Here is a 14,192-nt window from a genome sequence, read left to right as displayed (position 1 = left end):
AGGCGGGAAACTCCCGCCTGTGAATTTATTGCTGCGGTTGCCGCTCCAACTGCGGCGGCGGCTGGCGAAAGCGTCGGGTCAGCCAGGCCAAATAGCCGAAGCCCAGCGTCGCCCAGATAAGCCCCATGGTCAGCGAGCTTTTCTCCAGGTTCAGCCACAGCACGCCCACCGTCAGCGCCCCCACCAACGGCAGGAACAGGAAGTTGAAACGATCCTTCCAGCTTTTGTTGCGCCCTTCGCGAATAAAGAAGTGGCTGATCACCGACAGGTTAACGAAGGTAAAGGCCACCAGCGCGCCAAAGTTGATCAGCGCCGTGGCGGTCACCAGATCGAACGACAGCGCCGACAACGCCACCAGCCCGACCATCAGCACGTTCAGCGCCGGCGTGCGCCATTTGGGATGGATATAGCCGAAGAATTTCTCCGGGAACACGTTGTCGCGCCCCATCACGTACAGCAAGCGCGACACGCTGGCGTGCGACGCCAGGCCGGAGGCCAGCGTATTGATAAATGTCACGCACAGGAAGATCGACTGGAACAGTTTGCCGCCGACGTACAGCGCAATCTCCGGCAGCGCGGCATCGGGCTGGTGAAAGCGTTGAATGGACGGGAAAAACAGCTGAATGAAGAACGACACGCTGATAAAGATCACCCCGCCGTACAGCGCGGTCAGGAAGATGGCGCGCGGGATCACCTTGGCGGCGTCGGGCGTCTCTTCACACAGCGTGGTGACTGCGTCAAAGCCGAGGAACGAGAAGCACAGGATAGTCGCGCCGGTAATGATCGGCAGCAGATGCGCATTCTCGCTGAGGAACGGCCGCAGGCTCCACACCGTGCCCATCCCCTCGCCGTTGTGCAGGCCGCGTACCACCAGATAGATGAACACCAAAATGATCGCCACCTGCGCCAGTACGAACAGAGTATTGAAGTTGGCCACCAGATTGACGCTTTTCAGGTTGATGGCGGTGATCAGAATCACGAAGCCCACCACCCACACCCAGGGCGGCACCTCCGGGAACAGCGCGGTCAGGTAGATCTTGGCCAGCAGCGTGTTGATCATCGGCAAGAACAGATAGTCCAGCAGCGACGACCATCCCACCAGGAAACCGACGTGCGGATTGATCGCCTTCTGCGCATAAGTGTAGGCGGACCCGGCGGTGGGAAACTGGCGCACCAGTTTGCCGTAGCTGATGGCGGTGAACAGCACGCCGGCCAGCGCCAGCAGATAGGAGGTCGGCACATGGCCGTCGGTGAGGCCGGAGACGATGCCGAAGGTGTCAAACACCGTCATCGGCGTCAGATAGGCCAGGCCCATCATCACCACCTGCCACAGCTTGAGGGATTTGCGCAGCTGCGGTTTGCCCGCCTGGCCGCCGTCGATGGCTTTAGTCGTCATGGCATTTCCCCTTTTGGTCCTCTGCTGTCAACCGTGCAACGTCATTCAGAGAGGCCGCGGGGAAACTGCTGCTCAGGCGGCGGGAAAAACGGGTTGGGATCGCTGTCGGGCGGCCGGCGACCGGCCCGTCGGCACTGCGGCACAGGCAAACGTCTGCGCAGGGAGATGACTGAGTCATGGTTATTTCCTCGTCGGCGTCCTGTACGCCGTGATAGAAGAAATTCTGTACCGCAGCGCGCAGCCTCGCCGGCCACAGGAGAGCCGATGAAATGCGCCGGACGCGCGCGGTAGTCGCAGGGTGAGCGGGATCAGGCGTTTTTCAGCATCCACTCGATCTCGGTTTCGGTGATCAGGCGCTCAAACTGCACCAGCTCATCGGTTTTGCAGGCCAGATAGACGTGGCTGAAGCGTTCGCCCAACAATGCATTGAGCACCGGCTGATGTTCGAACTCGTACAGGGCGTCGCTCTGGCGGATCGGGAACGGCAGCCCGTCCTGCTCCAGCCCGTTGCCGGTCACCGGCTCAGGCAGCGGCAATGCGGTTTCCAGGCCGTAGACGATGCCAGCCAGAATGGTCGCCATCACCAGATACGGGTTGGCGTCGGCGCCCGCCACGCGATACTCCACTCGGTGGTTATCGCGATCGCCGCAGGGAATGCGCAGCGCCACGGTGCGGTTGTTATGCCCCCAGGAGGCCTGGGTCGGCACATACATGCCGGGCTGGAAGCGGCGGTAGGCGTTGACGTTCGGCGCCAGCAGCGCCATCGAGGACGGCATCAGGGCGATCATGCCCGCCAGCGCCTGTTTCAGCAGCGCCGAATCTTCGCCGTCGTCATCGGCGAACACGTTGTCGCCTTGCGCATTCAGCATGCTGATGTGCACGTGCATGCCGCTGCCGGCGTGCTCTTCATACGGCTTGGCCATAAAGGTCGCCTGCATGTTGTGGTTCTCGGCCACCATGCGCACCAAGCGCTTCAGTGCCAGCGCATGGTCGCAGGCCTGCAGCACGTCGTCGGTATGGTGCAGGTTGACCTCGAACTGCCCCGGCGACGCCTCCGCCACCGCGCCGTCCGCCGGAATGCCCTGCAAACGCGCCAGTTCGTCGATCTCGCTCAGCACGTCGGCGAAATGGTTCAGGTTATCGACGGAGTACACCTGGCTTTGGGTGTTGCGTTCTTGCGTGCCCGGCGCGCACGGCGGCTGCAGATAGCCCTCCGCGTCGCGTTGACGATCGATGAGATAGAACTCCAACTCTACCGCTACCACGGGGGAAAGCCCGCGCTGACGCAAACGCTGCCACACTCGGTTCAGCACATTGCGCGGTTCAACGTCAAAGGGAGTGCCATCTTCATCCAACATGGTGAGCAGCACCTGTGCGATATATTGCGGGTCCGCCGCCGACGGCGTCAGCGTGCCCGGCACCGGCACGCACACGTGATCCGGCTCGCCCAACTCCTGCCCCAGCCCGGCCTCTTCCACCACGTTGCCGAGAATATCCATCGCAAATACCGACGCTGGGAAGTAACAGCCCTTCTCCAGTTTGTTCAGGCCGCCGACCGGGATGCGTTTGCCGCGGAAGCTGCCGTTCAGATCGGTCAACAGTACGTCGACATGTTGGGTTAACGGATAACGTTCCAGATACTTCTTCACTTCGCGCTGGAACGCGCTACTTCGTCTCTCTTCACTGTGCTGAACAAAGTTTTCCACTTCTACGATGTTGGTCTGCATGGTTCACCCGCCGTTTGTGTTTTGCTGTCGTCGATGTTTATTGACCGTCTTGTTCAATATAATGCCCACAATTGAAACGTAGATGAAACAAATTTGTTTTGCAAGTGTTACTTTTGGTTTGAATATTGGCCAATCGACTGCTAGATTTATAGAATATTGAACGAAATCGGCGGTGGAGAAGCTTATCGTTCATAATTTCGAACGTACCAAGGGGATAGCATGGACAATATATTTAACAGACCAGTCATCGGCGTCGTCATGTGCAGGTATAGGTTAAACGGGCACCTCACACAGACCTTGCAAGAAAAGTACCTGAATGCCGTTATCACCGCCGGCGGCTTGCCGATCGCCCTGCCGCACGCGCTGGCGGAGCCTGAGATGCTGGCGGAACTGTTGCCGCGCCTCGACGGCATTTTGCTGCCCGGCAGCCCCAGTAATGTGCAGCCGCACCTTTATGGTGAAAACGGCGATGAGCCTGATGCCGATCCTGGCCGAGACGCGTTGAGCCTGGCGCTGATCCGCCAGGCATTCGACAGGCGCATTCCCCTTTTCGCCATTTGCCGCGGCATGCAGGAGATGGTGGTCGCCACTCAAGGCACCCTGCATCGCCGCCTGTACGAACTGCCCGAGCTGCTGGAGCATCGTGAAGATCACGACCTGCCGCTGGAACAGCAATACGCCCCCGCCCACGAGGTCATCGTTCAGGAAGGGGGGCTGCTTTCGCAACTGATACCGGATTGCAACAGATTCTGGGTGAACTCGCTGCACGGCCAGGGCGCCAAAACCCTGGGCGCGAGCGTTCGCATCGAGGCGCACGCCGCCGACGGGCTGGTGGAGGCGATCAGCGTGCGCGATCAGCCTTTCGCGCTCGGCGTGCAGTGGCACCCGGAGTGGAACAGCGACGAGTACGCCCTGTCGCGCCTGTTGTTTGATGGTTTCATTACCGCCTGTCGGAACTATCAAAAGGAAAAACGCCCATGAGCGACGTCAGCTTGGCACCGGGAAAACGTCTGTCGCAGATCCGTCAACAATTGGGGTTGTCGCAGCGCCGGGTCGCCGAACTGTCTGGGTTAACCCACAGCGCCATCAGTACTATCGAGCAAGACAAGGTCAGCCCGGCCATCAGCACGCTGCAAAAGCTGCTGACGGTATACGGTCTGTCGCTGTCGGCGTTTTTCGCCGAACCGGAAAAACCGGCTGAGCCGCAGATCGTGATAGACAGCGACGACCTGATCGAGATCGGCAGCCAGGGCGTATCGATGAAGCTGATCCATAACGGCGATCCGAATCGCACGCTGGCAATGATGATCGAGACCTACGAACCGGGCACCACCACCGGCGAGCGCATCAAACACCAAGGGGAAGAGATCGGCACGCTGCTGGAAGGCGAAGTGGTGCTGCAGGTCAACGGCCAGAGCTATCACCTGCAGGCCGGGCAGAGCTACGCCATCAATACCGGCATTCCCCACAGCTTCAGCAACACGTCGGCGCGCATTTGCCGGATTATCAGCGCCCATACGCCGACGACATTCTGATCAACGGAGCCAGGCATGAACTTTCACCATTTGCAGTATTGGCAACAACGGGCGCAGGCCCTGAAGATTGAGCATCAGCTGTTTATCGACGGCCGCTACCAGCCGGCCGCCGCGGGGAAACGTTTCGCCGTCGAAGATCCCGCCGGTCGCCGTGAGCTGGCGCAGGTCGCGCGCGGCGAAGCCGCCGACATCGATCGGGCGGTCAGCGCGGCGCGCGCCGCCTTTGAACGCGGCGACTGGGCGCAGGCCGCCCCGGCGCAGCGCAAAGCCACGTTGCTGCGCTTCGCCGATCTGATGGAGCAGCATCACGAAGAGCTGGCGCTGCTGGAAACGCTGGACACCGGCAAACCCATCCGCCACAGCCTGCGCGACGACGTGCCGGGCGCCATCCGCTGCATCCGCTGGTACGCCGAAGCGATCGATAAGGTCTACGGCGAAATCGCCCCCACCGGCCGCGAGGCGCTGGCGCTGATCGAGCGCGAGCCGATCGGCGTGGTCGGCGCCATCGTGCCCTGGAACTTTCCGTTGCTGCTGGCCTGCTGGAAGCTCGGCCCGGCGCTGGCCGCCGGCAACAGCGTGGTGCTCAAACCCTCCGAAAAGTCGCCGCTGAGCGCCATCCTGCTCGGCAAACTGGCGCAACAGGCCGGGCTGCCGGACGGCGTGCTGAACGTGGTGCCCGGCTACGGCCACGACGCCGGCAAGGCGCTGGCGCTGCACCGCGACGTCGACGCCCTCACCTTTACCGGCTCTACGCTGGTGGCGAAACAGCTGATGATTTACGCCGGCGAATCAAACATGAAGCGTGTCTGGCTGGAGGCCGGCGGCAAAAGCGCCAACATCGTCTTCGCCGACTGCCCGGATCTGGATCAGGCCGCCCGCAGCGCCGCCGCCGGCATCTTCTACAATCAGGGGCAGGTGTGCATCGCCGGCACTCGCCTGCTGGTCGAAGCGAGCATAGAGCAAGCGTTCCTGCAGGCGCTGCGCAAACACGCGGCGGCTTTCGTGCCCGGCGATCCGCTCGATCCCGACACGGTGATGGGCACGCTGATCGACAGCGGCCACTGCGAGAAAGTGGCCGGCTATATCGATCGGGGGCTGAGCCAGGGCGCCGCGCTGTTCCTCGACGGGCGCGACCATCCGCAGGGCGACCACGCCGGTTATCTGGGGCCGACCATCCTCACCCAGGTGGACAATGCCATGAGCGTGGCGCGCGATGAAATCTTCGGCCCGGTGCTGGCGGTGACGGCGTTCGACGACGAGCAACAGGCGCTGCAGCTGGCCAACGACAGCGACTACGGCCTCGGTGCCGCGGTCTGGACCCGCGATCTGGCGCGCGCGCACCGCATGGCGCGCCAACTGAAGGCCGGTACGGTGTTCGTCAACAACTACAACGACGGCGATATGACCGTGCCGTTCGGCGGTTACAAGCAAAGCGGCAACGGCCGCGACAAATCGCTGCATGCGCTGGACAAATTCACCGAATTGAAAACCACCTGGATCTCGCTGGAATAAGGGCTTATCTCATGACTGAACACGTAAAAAGCTACTATGCGGCCACGGCCAACGCACATCAGCCCTATCCGCAACTGAATGAATCTATCGAGTGCGACGTCTGCGTGATCGGCGGCGGCTATACCGGACTCTCCTCCGCGCTGTTTCTGGTGGAAGCCGGCTATAACGTGGTGGTGCTGGAAGCGGCGCGCATCGGTTTCGGCGCCAGCGGCCGCAACGGCGGCCAGTTGGTCAACTCTTACAGCCGCGACATCGATGTGATTGAAGAGCGCTACGGCGCGGAAAGCGCCCACCTGCTCGGCAGCATGATGTTTGAAGGCGCGGAGATCATTCGCAGCCGCATCAGCCGCTACGCCATCGACTGCGACTACCGCCCCGGCGGCATCTTCGCCGCGCTGAACAACAAGCAGTTCCATGCGCTGATCGAGCAAAAGCGCAACTGGGAACGCTACGGCAATACCCAGCTCGAGCTGCTCGATGCGGATCGGCTGCGCCAGGAGGTTGCCAGCGATCGCTACGTCGGCGCGCTGCTCGATCACAGCGGCGGCCACATCCATCCGCTTAACCTGGCGCTGGGCGAGGCCGAGGCGATCCGCCTGCAGGGCGGGCGCATCTTCGAACAATCGGCGGTGACGAACATTCGCCACGGCGAACCGGCGCTCATCAGCACCGCCAACGGTCAGGTGAAGGCGCGTTTCGTCATCGTCGCCGGCAACGCCTATCTGGGCGACAAGCTGGAGCCGCGGCTGGCCAAGCGCAGCATGCCGTGCGGCACCCAGGTGGTGACCACCGAGCCGCTGGCGCCGGAGATCGCGCAGGCGCTGATCCCGCAGAACTACTGCGTGGAGGACTGCAACTACCTGCTGGATTACTACCGCATCACCGCCGATCATCGCCTGCTGTACGGCGGCGGCGTGGTGTATGGCGCGCGCGATCCGGACGACATCGACAACCTGATCCGGCCAAAATTGCTGAAGACCTTCCCGCAGTTGAAAGGCGTGCGTATCGACTATCGCTGGACCGGTAACTTCCTGCTGACGCTGTCGCGCATGCCGCAGTTCGGCCGCCTGGAGAATAACGTGTACTACATGCAGGGCTACAGCGGCCACGGCGTGACCTGCACCCATCTGGCGGGCAAGCTGATTGCCGAACTGATGCGCGGCGACGCCGAACGCTTCGACGCCTTCGCCAAGCTGCCGCACCTGCCGTTCTTCGGCGGGCGCAATCTGCAGATCCCGTTCACCGCCATCGGCGCGGCCTACTACACGCTGCGCGATCGCATCGGCGTCTAAAACAACAGGCCCGGTCATGATGGCCGGGCCTGCGCATTAACGCTTAGACGATCTTCGGTTGGCCGTCCGAGGCGGTCGCCCCGCCATCGACCGGAATGTTGGCGCCATTGATAAAGCTGGCGTCGTCGCTGGCCAGAAACGCCATCACCGCCGCCACTTCTTCCGGCTCCGCCGCACGCCCCAGCGCGATGCGCTCATTGAACTTGTCGCGGATCTCCTGCGGCCAGCCGTTGGTCATGTTGGTTTTGACCAGGCTCGGGCAGACCGAGTTGATGCGCACGCCGTCACCGCCGTGATCCAGCGCCATGGCGCGCGTCAGGTTAACCACCGCGCCTTTCGCCGCGCAGTAATAGGCCGCGCCCCAGTCACCGCCCAGGCCGGACACCGATGCGGTATTGACGATGCAGCCTTTGGTTTTCAGCAAGTGCGGCAAGGCGAATTTGGAACAGAACACCACGCCGTCGATATCGACCCCGGCGATGCGACGCCAGTCGTCGATGCTGGTTTCCAGCACGCTGCCCGCCACATGTACGCCGGCATTGTTCAGCAGGACGTCGATGCGGCCCAGTTTTTCCGCCACCTCGTTCATCATTTTTTCAACCGCCACGTGATCGGAAACGTCGATATGCACCGCCATCGCGCGGCCCTTCGGCAGCGAAGCGGCGACCTTGTCTACCGCTTCCTTGGCCCAGTCGGCCAGCACCACAATGGCGCCCTCGGCGGAGAAACGCCGCGCCGCCGCTTCCCCCATGCCATTGCCCGCACCGGTGATAACCACGACTTTATTGTCAAAACGCATGAGACCTCCTCCATGTAAACGCATTTATATAAGTCATACAAATCTCATTGCCCCGAGGATAAGACGCAGGCTCCCTGAGAGCCAGTCAAAACGTGCGGTTTATTAACCAAAAGGAGGTATGCGAGTCATTTCAATGCGCTGGGTTAATCTTTATCGGATTTTGGCCAACACATTGATGGAGATAATAAAATTGCGGCCAGTCACTATTTTCCTGGCGGATTGTCAGCAAGCGGGATTATTGCGGATAGACGGTTATGGCCGCTCAGAGATAAGCGATGCGAATGAAAAAAGCAGCCGCCCGCCGGCGGCCGCGACTATTTTTTCTCGATGGGGATCACCAGCAGATCGACGTTCAACTCATTGATCGCCTGACGCGCCGAAGAAACCAGCCGGCTCCAGACATCGTGGTGATGGCCGAAGATCACCAGATCGAACCCTTTTTCCTTCGCCACCCGATTCAGCTCTTCCGTCAATGCGCCACGGCTGACGATCACCTCTTCCACCGGATAGGAAGACTGCCCTTTGATCGCATTGAGCATATTCTTCACCCGCTCCGAAAACGTGCGATCGGTGTAGTTGTAATCTCCCACGCCCAGATCGACATAATAACCGGCGCGGTGAATATCGATATAAATCAGTGAAAGTTTGGCCTGGAGCGCGGCGGCCAGCCTGGCGCCCTTGCCCAACAGGAACTCGGCGTCTTCGCTGAGATCCGTGGCGACAACGATATGCTGATAAGCCATGACGGCGGCCCTCCGCGTCAAACCCATGAACAGGATGGCGTTCCTTGCCGCATGTTTCTCATGCACCTTAAGTTTAGCCCAGCGCCGGCCCCCTCGCCTGCTGCAGTGTCGTTCTATTAATGGAACGATGCATCCCGGCTTTAGGCTCTACCGGATTTATCTCCTCTCTCTACACTGTAGGCAAGTGCTGAGTTTCAGCCTTATCAATCAAAGAAGATACCCACTGACCTCACGACGAGAAAAGGAAAATACCATGAGCACTCCAGCCAACTTCAACGGCCAGCGTCCTGTTATTGATGCTAATGACGCGGTCATGCTCCTGATCGACCACCAGAGCGGTCTGTTTCAGACCGTCGCCGATATGCCGATGACCGAACTGCGCGCTCGCGCCGCCGCCCTCGCCAGCATCGCCACCCTCAGCAAACTGCCAGTGATCACCACCGCCTCGGTGCCGCAGGGCCCCAACGGCCCGCTGATCCCGGAGATTCACCAGAATGCGCCGCACGCGCAATACGTCGCCCGTAAAGGGGAAATCAACGCCTGGGACAACCCTGACTTCGTGGCGGCGGTCAAAGCCACCGGCCGCAAAACCCTGATCATCGCCGGCACCATCACCAGCGTCTGCATGGCCTTTCCGTCCATCAGCGCGGTGGCCGAAGGCTATAAGGTCTTCGCGGTGATCGACGCCTCCGGCACCTACTCGAAAATGGCGCAGGAAATTACCCTGGCGCGCGTGGTACAGGCGGGCGTGGTGCCGATCGACACCGCCGGCGTCGCCTCCGAGCTGCAGGGCAGCTGGAACCGCGCCGACGCTCAGCAGTGGGCCGAGGTCTACACCAAAATCTTCCCGGCCTATCAGCTGCTGATCGAGAGCTACCTCAAGGCGCAGGACGTGGTGAAAAATAACGAACTGCTGGACTCGCAACGTTAAGATCGCGGGTATAAAAAACCCCGGCCAAGGCCGGGGCTATTAATCGTGTGCCGGTGACTTTCCCGGCTGTCATGTTATGGCGTAAGCGTCCATCCCACACTCCAACATTACGCAGACTAAGCGCGACTTTTTCACAACAGAAAAATAGACTGAAACGCGGCGTTATTAATTCTGCGGCAATCTGTTTTTCTGTTGCCAATAATCATTAATTATTGGAACGTCATCGAGGAATCGAACCCCAGTCCGCCAACGAATAATTTCGCTGCCGCTCTTCCTGCTGAGCTAATGACGTATCGAGAAAGACTCCGGGCGGACCCGGAGTTTATTCAGGCTGAGGATTTCATTGCTTAACTGCTCCGGCTTAAACCATCATCGCTGTCGTAAGACATTGCACCTCGGCCGAAAATTATAACGCGACCACGTTGCCGGCAGAAGGCCCCTTCATGCCATTTTCGATAGTGAACTCAACCTGTTGGCCTTCGTCCAGCGTTTTGAAATCGTTGCTCTGGATAGCGGAGAAGTGTACGAACACATCTTTGCCGCCGTCTGCCGGGGTGATAAAGCCAAAGCCTTTACCTGCATCAAACCATTTTACCAAACCCGTCATTTTATTGGACATAGAGATATTTCCTTTATATTTTTGCGACGCCATAGGGCGATAGAGGTCTGTTTTTATTGGAAACTTATGGGGCACTAGAGAAGAGAATTCGCGGAAGAAGAGGTATCTGAGGGATATCGCTAATACTGAGAACTGCTTTACTAAAACTGCTTTCATAAGGTCTGTACTACAAACCGATGACGCTATTTACACACAGCTAAATTATTTAAGCAAGATATATTTTAAATTATATTCATCTGCCTCATAAATTTATTACCGCAAAGCACCGCCTGCATCTGCCGCTAACGGCCTATGAAAAAATTTTTTCGCACTGCTGGATCATACCGGCGATTCATTATAGAACTAGGTTCCCCCTTCTTACAGGCCGTTAACCGATGATTGATATGCCAGCCGTGCTCGCCGTCTTCACCGTGTATATTGTCGGCGTGGTGATCCCCGGCCCCAACTTTGTCGCCGTTGCACACAAAGCCGTTTCCGCGCGCCGCAGCGAGGCTTTCGCTCTGGTGGCAGGTATTGTCTTGGTCAACCTGTTCTGGGCGAGCAGCGCCCTGCTCGGCGTCGGCATGATTTTCACCCTGTTCCCTTGGCTGGCGCTGACGGTAAAAGTGGCCGGCGCAGGTTATTTGATTTGGTTCGGTTATCGGCTGATCGCCCATGCAGCTCCCGGCTCAGGGGTTGTCGGCGCGGCGGGTGGGGTGAACTCCGGCTTCAGATCGGCATTCTTGCAAGGGGTCACCACCAACATCGCCAACCCCAAATCCGTCGCCTTTTACGCCGCGGTGTTTTCGTCGGCGGCGCCTGCCCATGTCTCCATGCCCACCTTCGCCGCCATGCTGCTGGAGGTCGCGGTAGTCGCTAGCCTGTGGTATGGCCTGGTGGCGCTGGTGCTGTCGCACGCGCCGATCGCCAGCGCCTACCGACGCAGTAAAGCCTGGATCGATCGCGCCTGCGGCGTGCTGATCATCAGCCTGGGCATCAGGCAGCTCTTCAGCCGATGATTGCGATCCCCAGCCGCTCCAGCAGTTGAGCGGCCTGGTGACTGTCCATTTTAACGCCCTGCAGATCGGTGGTGCGCAAATCCAACTCGCCCAGTTCCGCGTTGCTCAGATCGCACTGGGTGACATCGGCGGCGCGCCAGTCAAAACCGGAGAATTCGCCGCCGGACAGATCGGAGCCGCTGAAGCTGGCGCCGAGCACCTGCGCGCCGTGCCAACGGTTTTCCCACAGCTCGCATTTCTCCAACACCACTTTGGCAAAATTGGCGTAGCTCAGGTTGCTCTTGGTGATATAGGCGCTGCAAAACCAGGTGCGGCTGGTGATCATATTCATAAAGCTGGCGCCGCGAAAATCTGCTCCCTGCGCGCGACATTCGCGGATCTCCAACCCCAATGCGTCAACGTGGCGGAAATCGGCCATCGATAAATCGCAGCTTCTAAAACTCGCGTCTTTCAGGATTGCGCGGCTGAAGTTACCGCCCTGTCGGCTCTCGCGATCGTAAAATTGACAGCCGATAAATTCGGTGCCGGTCAGATCGGCGCCCGAAAAATCACACAGCATAAAGCTGCCGTTTTCAATTTTTTCGCCGGTAAAGCGGTTACGCGCGATCTTCTCACCCTTCAGCGCCAGGCTCATTGCAACACCCCTGTTTATTTATACAGTCAGTGCGGCATTTAATCCTATTCCGGCGCGGTTGGCAACCGCCGTCGCTCAGCGGCCATCCGCTGCGGGCGGTGCGAACGCCACCTTGACGATGCTGAAGCGCTTGACGCTTTCCGCCTGAGCGACGTCGGCAAAAAGTTTGGGGTAACGCGAGTTGACCACCCACACCTCGCCATCGCGCAGCGCGGCGCCAGTCGGCCCATCCAGCCCCGGCGGCGCGGCGACGGCGACGATATGCGCGCTGGCCCAGCCGTCCGTCGAGGAGAGCAGCGACACGTCACCGGACATGCCCCCTGTTCTCCCCGGATAAGACTGTACGATCACCAATTCGTTGGCGTTTTTGAGCCGCAGCCCGTCCGGCCCTTTCAGCCGATGCGGCAGCCTGATTTCACTTATCGCAGGCGTGTTATCCAGCGTCACCTTCCACAGCAGCCCGCGGGTGTAGTCCGCCGCGATCAGGTAGCCATCCGGGTGATACACGATGCCGTTGAGATAAGGTTGCGTGCCCTGCGCAGCCGCAGGCGCGTCGGCGGGCAGCAGAAGCGATGAGCGCACCAGGATCGACACCTGGCGCGTTGCCCGGTCGATCTTGTAAATCTGCGGCTGGAAGCTGTCGGTGACGTAGATATTGCCCTGCGCATCGAGCGCCAGATCGTTGGCGAGCGTCGGCCCACGGCTTAACGAAGACAGATCGTACACCTGCTGCAGCGCACCGGTATCGAGACGAAATTCCAACACCTGCGCCACGCGATTGCGCGTGCCGGGCGAAGAGTGGAGGGACACCCCTACGTCTTCATTGCACACCAGCACCCGGTTGCGCTCGGTGTCCACCAGCATGCCGGAGGTGGTAATCAGTCCCTTGCCGGTGGAAAAACGCCGATAGCGGCCATCGGGATAAACCAGGCCAAGTTGCCCGCCGCGCAGGGAAGACACCAAAAACGCGCCGGCGCGCGCATTCCAGGCGACGCCCTCTGGGTAAGCGCCGGCGGGATCCGGCGAAAAGTCGATGCGTTGCGTCGCGTGCGCCTGCACAACGCCGCCGATGAACAGTGCGATGCCGGCCAGCCGGGCAGCGCACCGACGTTGCGGCAATAACAAAGAGAATACGCGGAAGGGAAACATGGGCGTGCACCTGATGAGGAGTCGGATCGCTAGGGTAGCGTCGCGCCGCCGGCGGCACCAGCCGGGAAAAAGGCAATACGCCGCTAAAAAAATCGCAGTAATCGGCGCAAAAAAAACCGCCCGATATGGGCGGTTGACGTGACGGCGAACCGTTACTTCAGGGCTTCCTGAATAGCGTCGGCCATCGGGCCGATGTGCTTCTCCGCCGCCTTCAGCTGGAAATCCACACCGTTGCCATCGTTGGTGTCTGACAGCGTAGCCTTGATAAGCTCCAGCGCCGCCTGCACCGCCACCAGCCGCTTGTGCTGTTCGTCCGTGACCGGTTCGGCGCCCATGTTTGCCGGATAGTAATGCTCTAACATCGCGATCTCCTTTTGATGACGTTAAACCTTAACCTACCAGAAAACCGCGCATTTATTAAGGAAACCGCGCCCGGCGCGGCCGAATGGCGATAAATTGCACTATACTGGGCAAACCCGCCCTCCTGCCACAGGATCACCGCCATGTCATTCCAGGGAAGCTGCCACTGCGGCGCCGTCACCTTCTCCGTAGACGCCGAACTGCCGACCGAAGCCCTCAGCTGCAACTGTTCGATTTGCCGCCGCAAAGGGCTGCTGCTGTCGTTCTTCCCCATCAGCGCTTTCACGCTCAACAGCGGTCAGGACCAGCTCAGCACTTACACTTTCAATCACCACAGGATCCGCCATCAGTTCTGCCGAGTCTGCGGAGCCCAGCCCTTCGCCTACGGCACCGCGCCGGACGGCGCCGCGATGTGCGCCGTTAACCTGCGCTGCGTGCCTGACGTCGCGCTGGATGCGTTGCAGATCCACACCTACGACGGCGCCAGCGTCTGAGAT

Annotated in this window: 15 protein-coding genes and 1 pseudogene; 7 read left to right on the top strand and 9 right to left on the bottom strand. The window is 60.1% G+C overall.

The genetic code is table 11. The annotated features are described in order from the left end of the window. Positions 1-25: 25 nt before the first annotated feature. Together ACP3TA_RS16240 and ACP3TA_RS16235 are read right to left on the bottom strand one after the other, a co-directional pair. Positions 26-1,396 carry an APC family permease gene (locus tag ACP3TA_RS16240; protein ID WP_033642803.1) on the bottom strand — a complete coding sequence of 457 codons (1,371 nt, stop codon included), beginning with the start codon at positions 1,394-1,396 and terminating at the stop codon, positions 26-28. A gap of 308 nt (positions 1,397-1,704) precedes the next feature. Next, positions 1,705-3,123 (bottom strand): glutamine synthetase family protein, encoded by a 1,419-nt coding sequence (locus ACP3TA_RS16235; protein ID WP_015377637.1) that lies wholly within the window; start codon positions 3,121-3,123, stop codon positions 1,705-1,707. A 219-nt stretch (positions 3,124-3,342) separates the two neighbouring features. On the opposite strand from ACP3TA_RS16235, the gene puuD reads away from it, so the two are divergent. The 4 genes from puuD to ACP3TA_RS16215 are packed head-to-tail and all read left to right on the top strand — an operon-like array spanning position 3,343 to position 7,462. Next, on the top strand, positions 3,343-4,104 hold the full coding sequence (gene puuD, locus ACP3TA_RS16230; protein WP_025302552.1) for a gamma-glutamyl-gamma-aminobutyrate hydrolase: 762 nt from the start codon (positions 3,343-3,345) through the stop codon (positions 4,102-4,104). Next, complete coding sequence (gene puuR, locus ACP3TA_RS16225) at positions 4,101-4,658, top strand: HTH-type transcriptional regulator PuuR (protein ID WP_033642801.1); 558 nt, start codon at positions 4,101-4,103, stop codon at positions 4,656-4,658. The genes puuD and puuR overlap by 4 nt, the downstream gene beginning before the upstream one ends. A gap of 15 nt (positions 4,659-4,673) precedes the next feature. Continuing rightward, on the top strand, positions 4,674-6,170 hold the full coding sequence (gene puuC, locus ACP3TA_RS16220) for an aldehyde dehydrogenase PuuC (protein ID WP_262942515.1): 1,497 nt from the start codon (positions 4,674-4,676) through the stop codon (positions 6,168-6,170). Positions 6,171-6,181: 11 nt separating this feature from the next. Beyond that, entirely contained in the window at positions 6,182-7,462 is a 1,281-nt protein-coding gene (locus tag ACP3TA_RS16215; protein ID WP_426784376.1) for an NAD(P)/FAD-dependent oxidoreductase, read from the top strand. Between the two features lie 43 nt (positions 7,463-7,505). On the opposite strand, the gene ACP3TA_RS16210 is transcribed toward ACP3TA_RS16215, so the two are convergent. Together ACP3TA_RS16210 and ACP3TA_RS16205 are read right to left on the bottom strand one after the other, a co-directional pair. Beyond that, the gene (locus ACP3TA_RS16210) at positions 7,506-8,261 is read right to left on the bottom strand and encodes an SDR family NAD(P)-dependent oxidoreductase (RefSeq protein ID WP_016928044.1); all 756 of its coding nucleotides are present in this window, start codon (positions 8,259-8,261) and stop codon (positions 7,506-7,508) included. Between the two features lie 314 nt (positions 8,262-8,575). Further along, the gene (locus tag ACP3TA_RS16205) at positions 8,576-9,004 is read right to left on the bottom strand and encodes a universal stress protein (RefSeq protein WP_033642798.1); all 429 of its coding nucleotides are present in this window, start codon (positions 9,002-9,004) and stop codon (positions 8,576-8,578) included. A gap of 253 nt (positions 9,005-9,257) precedes the next feature. Here ACP3TA_RS16205 and ACP3TA_RS16200 point away from each other — a divergent pair, with 253 nt between their 5' ends. Continuing rightward, positions 9,258-9,935 (top strand): isochorismatase family protein, encoded by a 678-nt coding sequence (locus ACP3TA_RS16200; RefSeq protein WP_016928046.1) that lies wholly within the window; start codon positions 9,258-9,260, stop codon positions 9,933-9,935. A 213-nt stretch (positions 9,936-10,148) separates the two neighbouring features. Here the strand turns inward: ACP3TA_RS16200 and ACP3TA_RS16195 are convergent. Both ACP3TA_RS16195 and cspE read right to left on the bottom strand, forming a co-directional pair. Further along, positions 10,149-10,227, bottom strand: a pseudogene (locus tag ACP3TA_RS16195). 114 nt (positions 10,228-10,341) lie between these two features. Beyond that, complete coding sequence (cspE, locus tag ACP3TA_RS16190; RefSeq protein WP_004941268.1) at positions 10,342-10,554, bottom strand: transcription antiterminator/RNA stability regulator CspE; 213 nt, start codon at positions 10,552-10,554, stop codon at positions 10,342-10,344. Positions 10,555-10,928: 374 nt separating this feature from the next. Here cspE and ACP3TA_RS16185 point away from each other — a divergent pair, with 374 nt between their 5' ends. After that, entirely contained in the window at positions 10,929-11,552 is a 624-nt protein-coding gene (locus ACP3TA_RS16185; RefSeq protein ID WP_426784375.1) for a LysE family translocator, read from the top strand. Here ACP3TA_RS16185 and ACP3TA_RS16180 read toward each other — a convergent pair. The 3 genes from ACP3TA_RS16180 to ACP3TA_RS16170 form a co-directional block, all read right to left on the bottom strand. After that, positions 11,542-12,186, bottom strand: coding sequence for a Qnr family pentapeptide repeat protein (locus ACP3TA_RS16180; protein ID WP_033642796.1), 645 nt, complete (start codon positions 12,184-12,186; stop codon positions 11,542-11,544). The genes ACP3TA_RS16185 and ACP3TA_RS16180 overlap by 11 nt on opposite strands. 75 nt (positions 12,187-12,261) lie before the next feature. Then, positions 12,262-13,335 (bottom strand): SMP-30/gluconolactonase/LRE family protein, encoded by a 1,074-nt coding sequence (locus ACP3TA_RS16175; protein ID WP_060660812.1) that lies wholly within the window; start codon positions 13,333-13,335, stop codon positions 12,262-12,264. A gap of 152 nt (positions 13,336-13,487) precedes the next feature. Continuing rightward, complete coding sequence (locus ACP3TA_RS16170) at positions 13,488-13,697, bottom strand: hypothetical protein (RefSeq protein ID WP_004941260.1); 210 nt, start codon at positions 13,695-13,697, stop codon at positions 13,488-13,490. A 141-nt stretch (positions 13,698-13,838) separates the two neighbouring features. On the opposite strand from ACP3TA_RS16170, the gene ACP3TA_RS16165 reads away from it, so the two are divergent. Next, positions 13,839-14,189 (top strand): GFA family protein, encoded by a 351-nt coding sequence (locus ACP3TA_RS16165; protein WP_033642794.1) that lies wholly within the window; start codon positions 13,839-13,841, stop codon positions 14,187-14,189. Positions 14,190-14,192 lie beyond the last annotated feature (3 nt).

Source organism: Serratia sp. 2C06, from assembly GCF_050037615.1.
Lineage (GTDB): Bacteria > Pseudomonadota > Gammaproteobacteria > Enterobacterales > Enterobacteriaceae > Serratia > Serratia ureilytica.
The sequence above is the reverse complement of the archived record's forward strand: the minus strand, read 5'-3'. Positions and strand labels throughout refer to the sequence as shown.

What these genes read in the sequence shown, in the direction of transcription:
- ACP3TA_RS16240 (WP_033642803.1), bottom strand. Translation starts at nt 1,396, where the DNA reads ATGACGACTAAAGCCATCGACGGCGGCCAGGCGGGCAAACCGCAGCTG.
- ACP3TA_RS16235 (WP_015377637.1), bottom strand. Translation starts at nt 3,123, where the DNA reads ATGCAGACCAACATCGTAGAAGTGGAAAACTTTGTTCAGCACAGTGAA.
- puuD (WP_025302552.1), top strand. Translation starts at nt 3,343, where the DNA reads ATGGACAATATATTTAACAGACCAGTCATCGGCGTCGTCATGTGCAGG.
- puuR (WP_033642801.1), top strand. Translation starts at nt 4,101, where the DNA reads ATGAGCGACGTCAGCTTGGCACCGGGAAAACGTCTGTCGCAGATCCGT.
- puuC (WP_262942515.1), top strand. Translation starts at nt 4,674, where the DNA reads ATGAACTTTCACCATTTGCAGTATTGGCAACAACGGGCGCAGGCCCTG.
- ACP3TA_RS16215 (WP_426784376.1), top strand. Translation starts at nt 6,182, where the DNA reads ATGACTGAACACGTAAAAAGCTACTATGCGGCCACGGCCAACGCACAT.
- ACP3TA_RS16210 (WP_016928044.1), bottom strand. Translation starts at nt 8,261, where the DNA reads ATGCGTTTTGACAATAAAGTCGTGGTTATCACCGGTGCGGGCAATGGC.
- ACP3TA_RS16205 (WP_033642798.1), bottom strand. Translation starts at nt 9,004, where the DNA reads ATGGCTTATCAGCATATCGTTGTCGCCACGGATCTCAGCGAAGACGCC.
- ACP3TA_RS16200 (WP_016928046.1), top strand. Translation starts at nt 9,258, where the DNA reads ATGAGCACTCCAGCCAACTTCAACGGCCAGCGTCCTGTTATTGATGCT.
- cspE (WP_004941268.1), bottom strand. Translation starts at nt 10,554, where the DNA reads ATGTCCAATAAAATGACGGGTTTGGTAAAATGGTTTGATGCAGGTAAA.
- ACP3TA_RS16185 (WP_426784375.1), top strand. Translation starts at nt 10,929, where the DNA reads ATGATTGATATGCCAGCCGTGCTCGCCGTCTTCACCGTGTATATTGTC.
- ACP3TA_RS16180 (WP_033642796.1), bottom strand. Translation starts at nt 12,186, where the DNA reads ATGAGCCTGGCGCTGAAGGGTGAGAAGATCGCGCGTAACCGCTTTACC.
- ACP3TA_RS16175 (WP_060660812.1), bottom strand. Translation starts at nt 13,335, where the DNA reads ATGTTTCCCTTCCGCGTATTCTCTTTGTTATTGCCGCAACGTCGGTGC.
- ACP3TA_RS16170 (WP_004941260.1), bottom strand. Translation starts at nt 13,697, where the DNA reads ATGTTAGAGCATTACTATCCGGCAAACATGGGCGCCGAACCGGTCACG.
- ACP3TA_RS16165 (WP_033642794.1), top strand. Translation starts at nt 13,839, where the DNA reads ATGTCATTCCAGGGAAGCTGCCACTGCGGCGCCGTCACCTTCTCCGTA.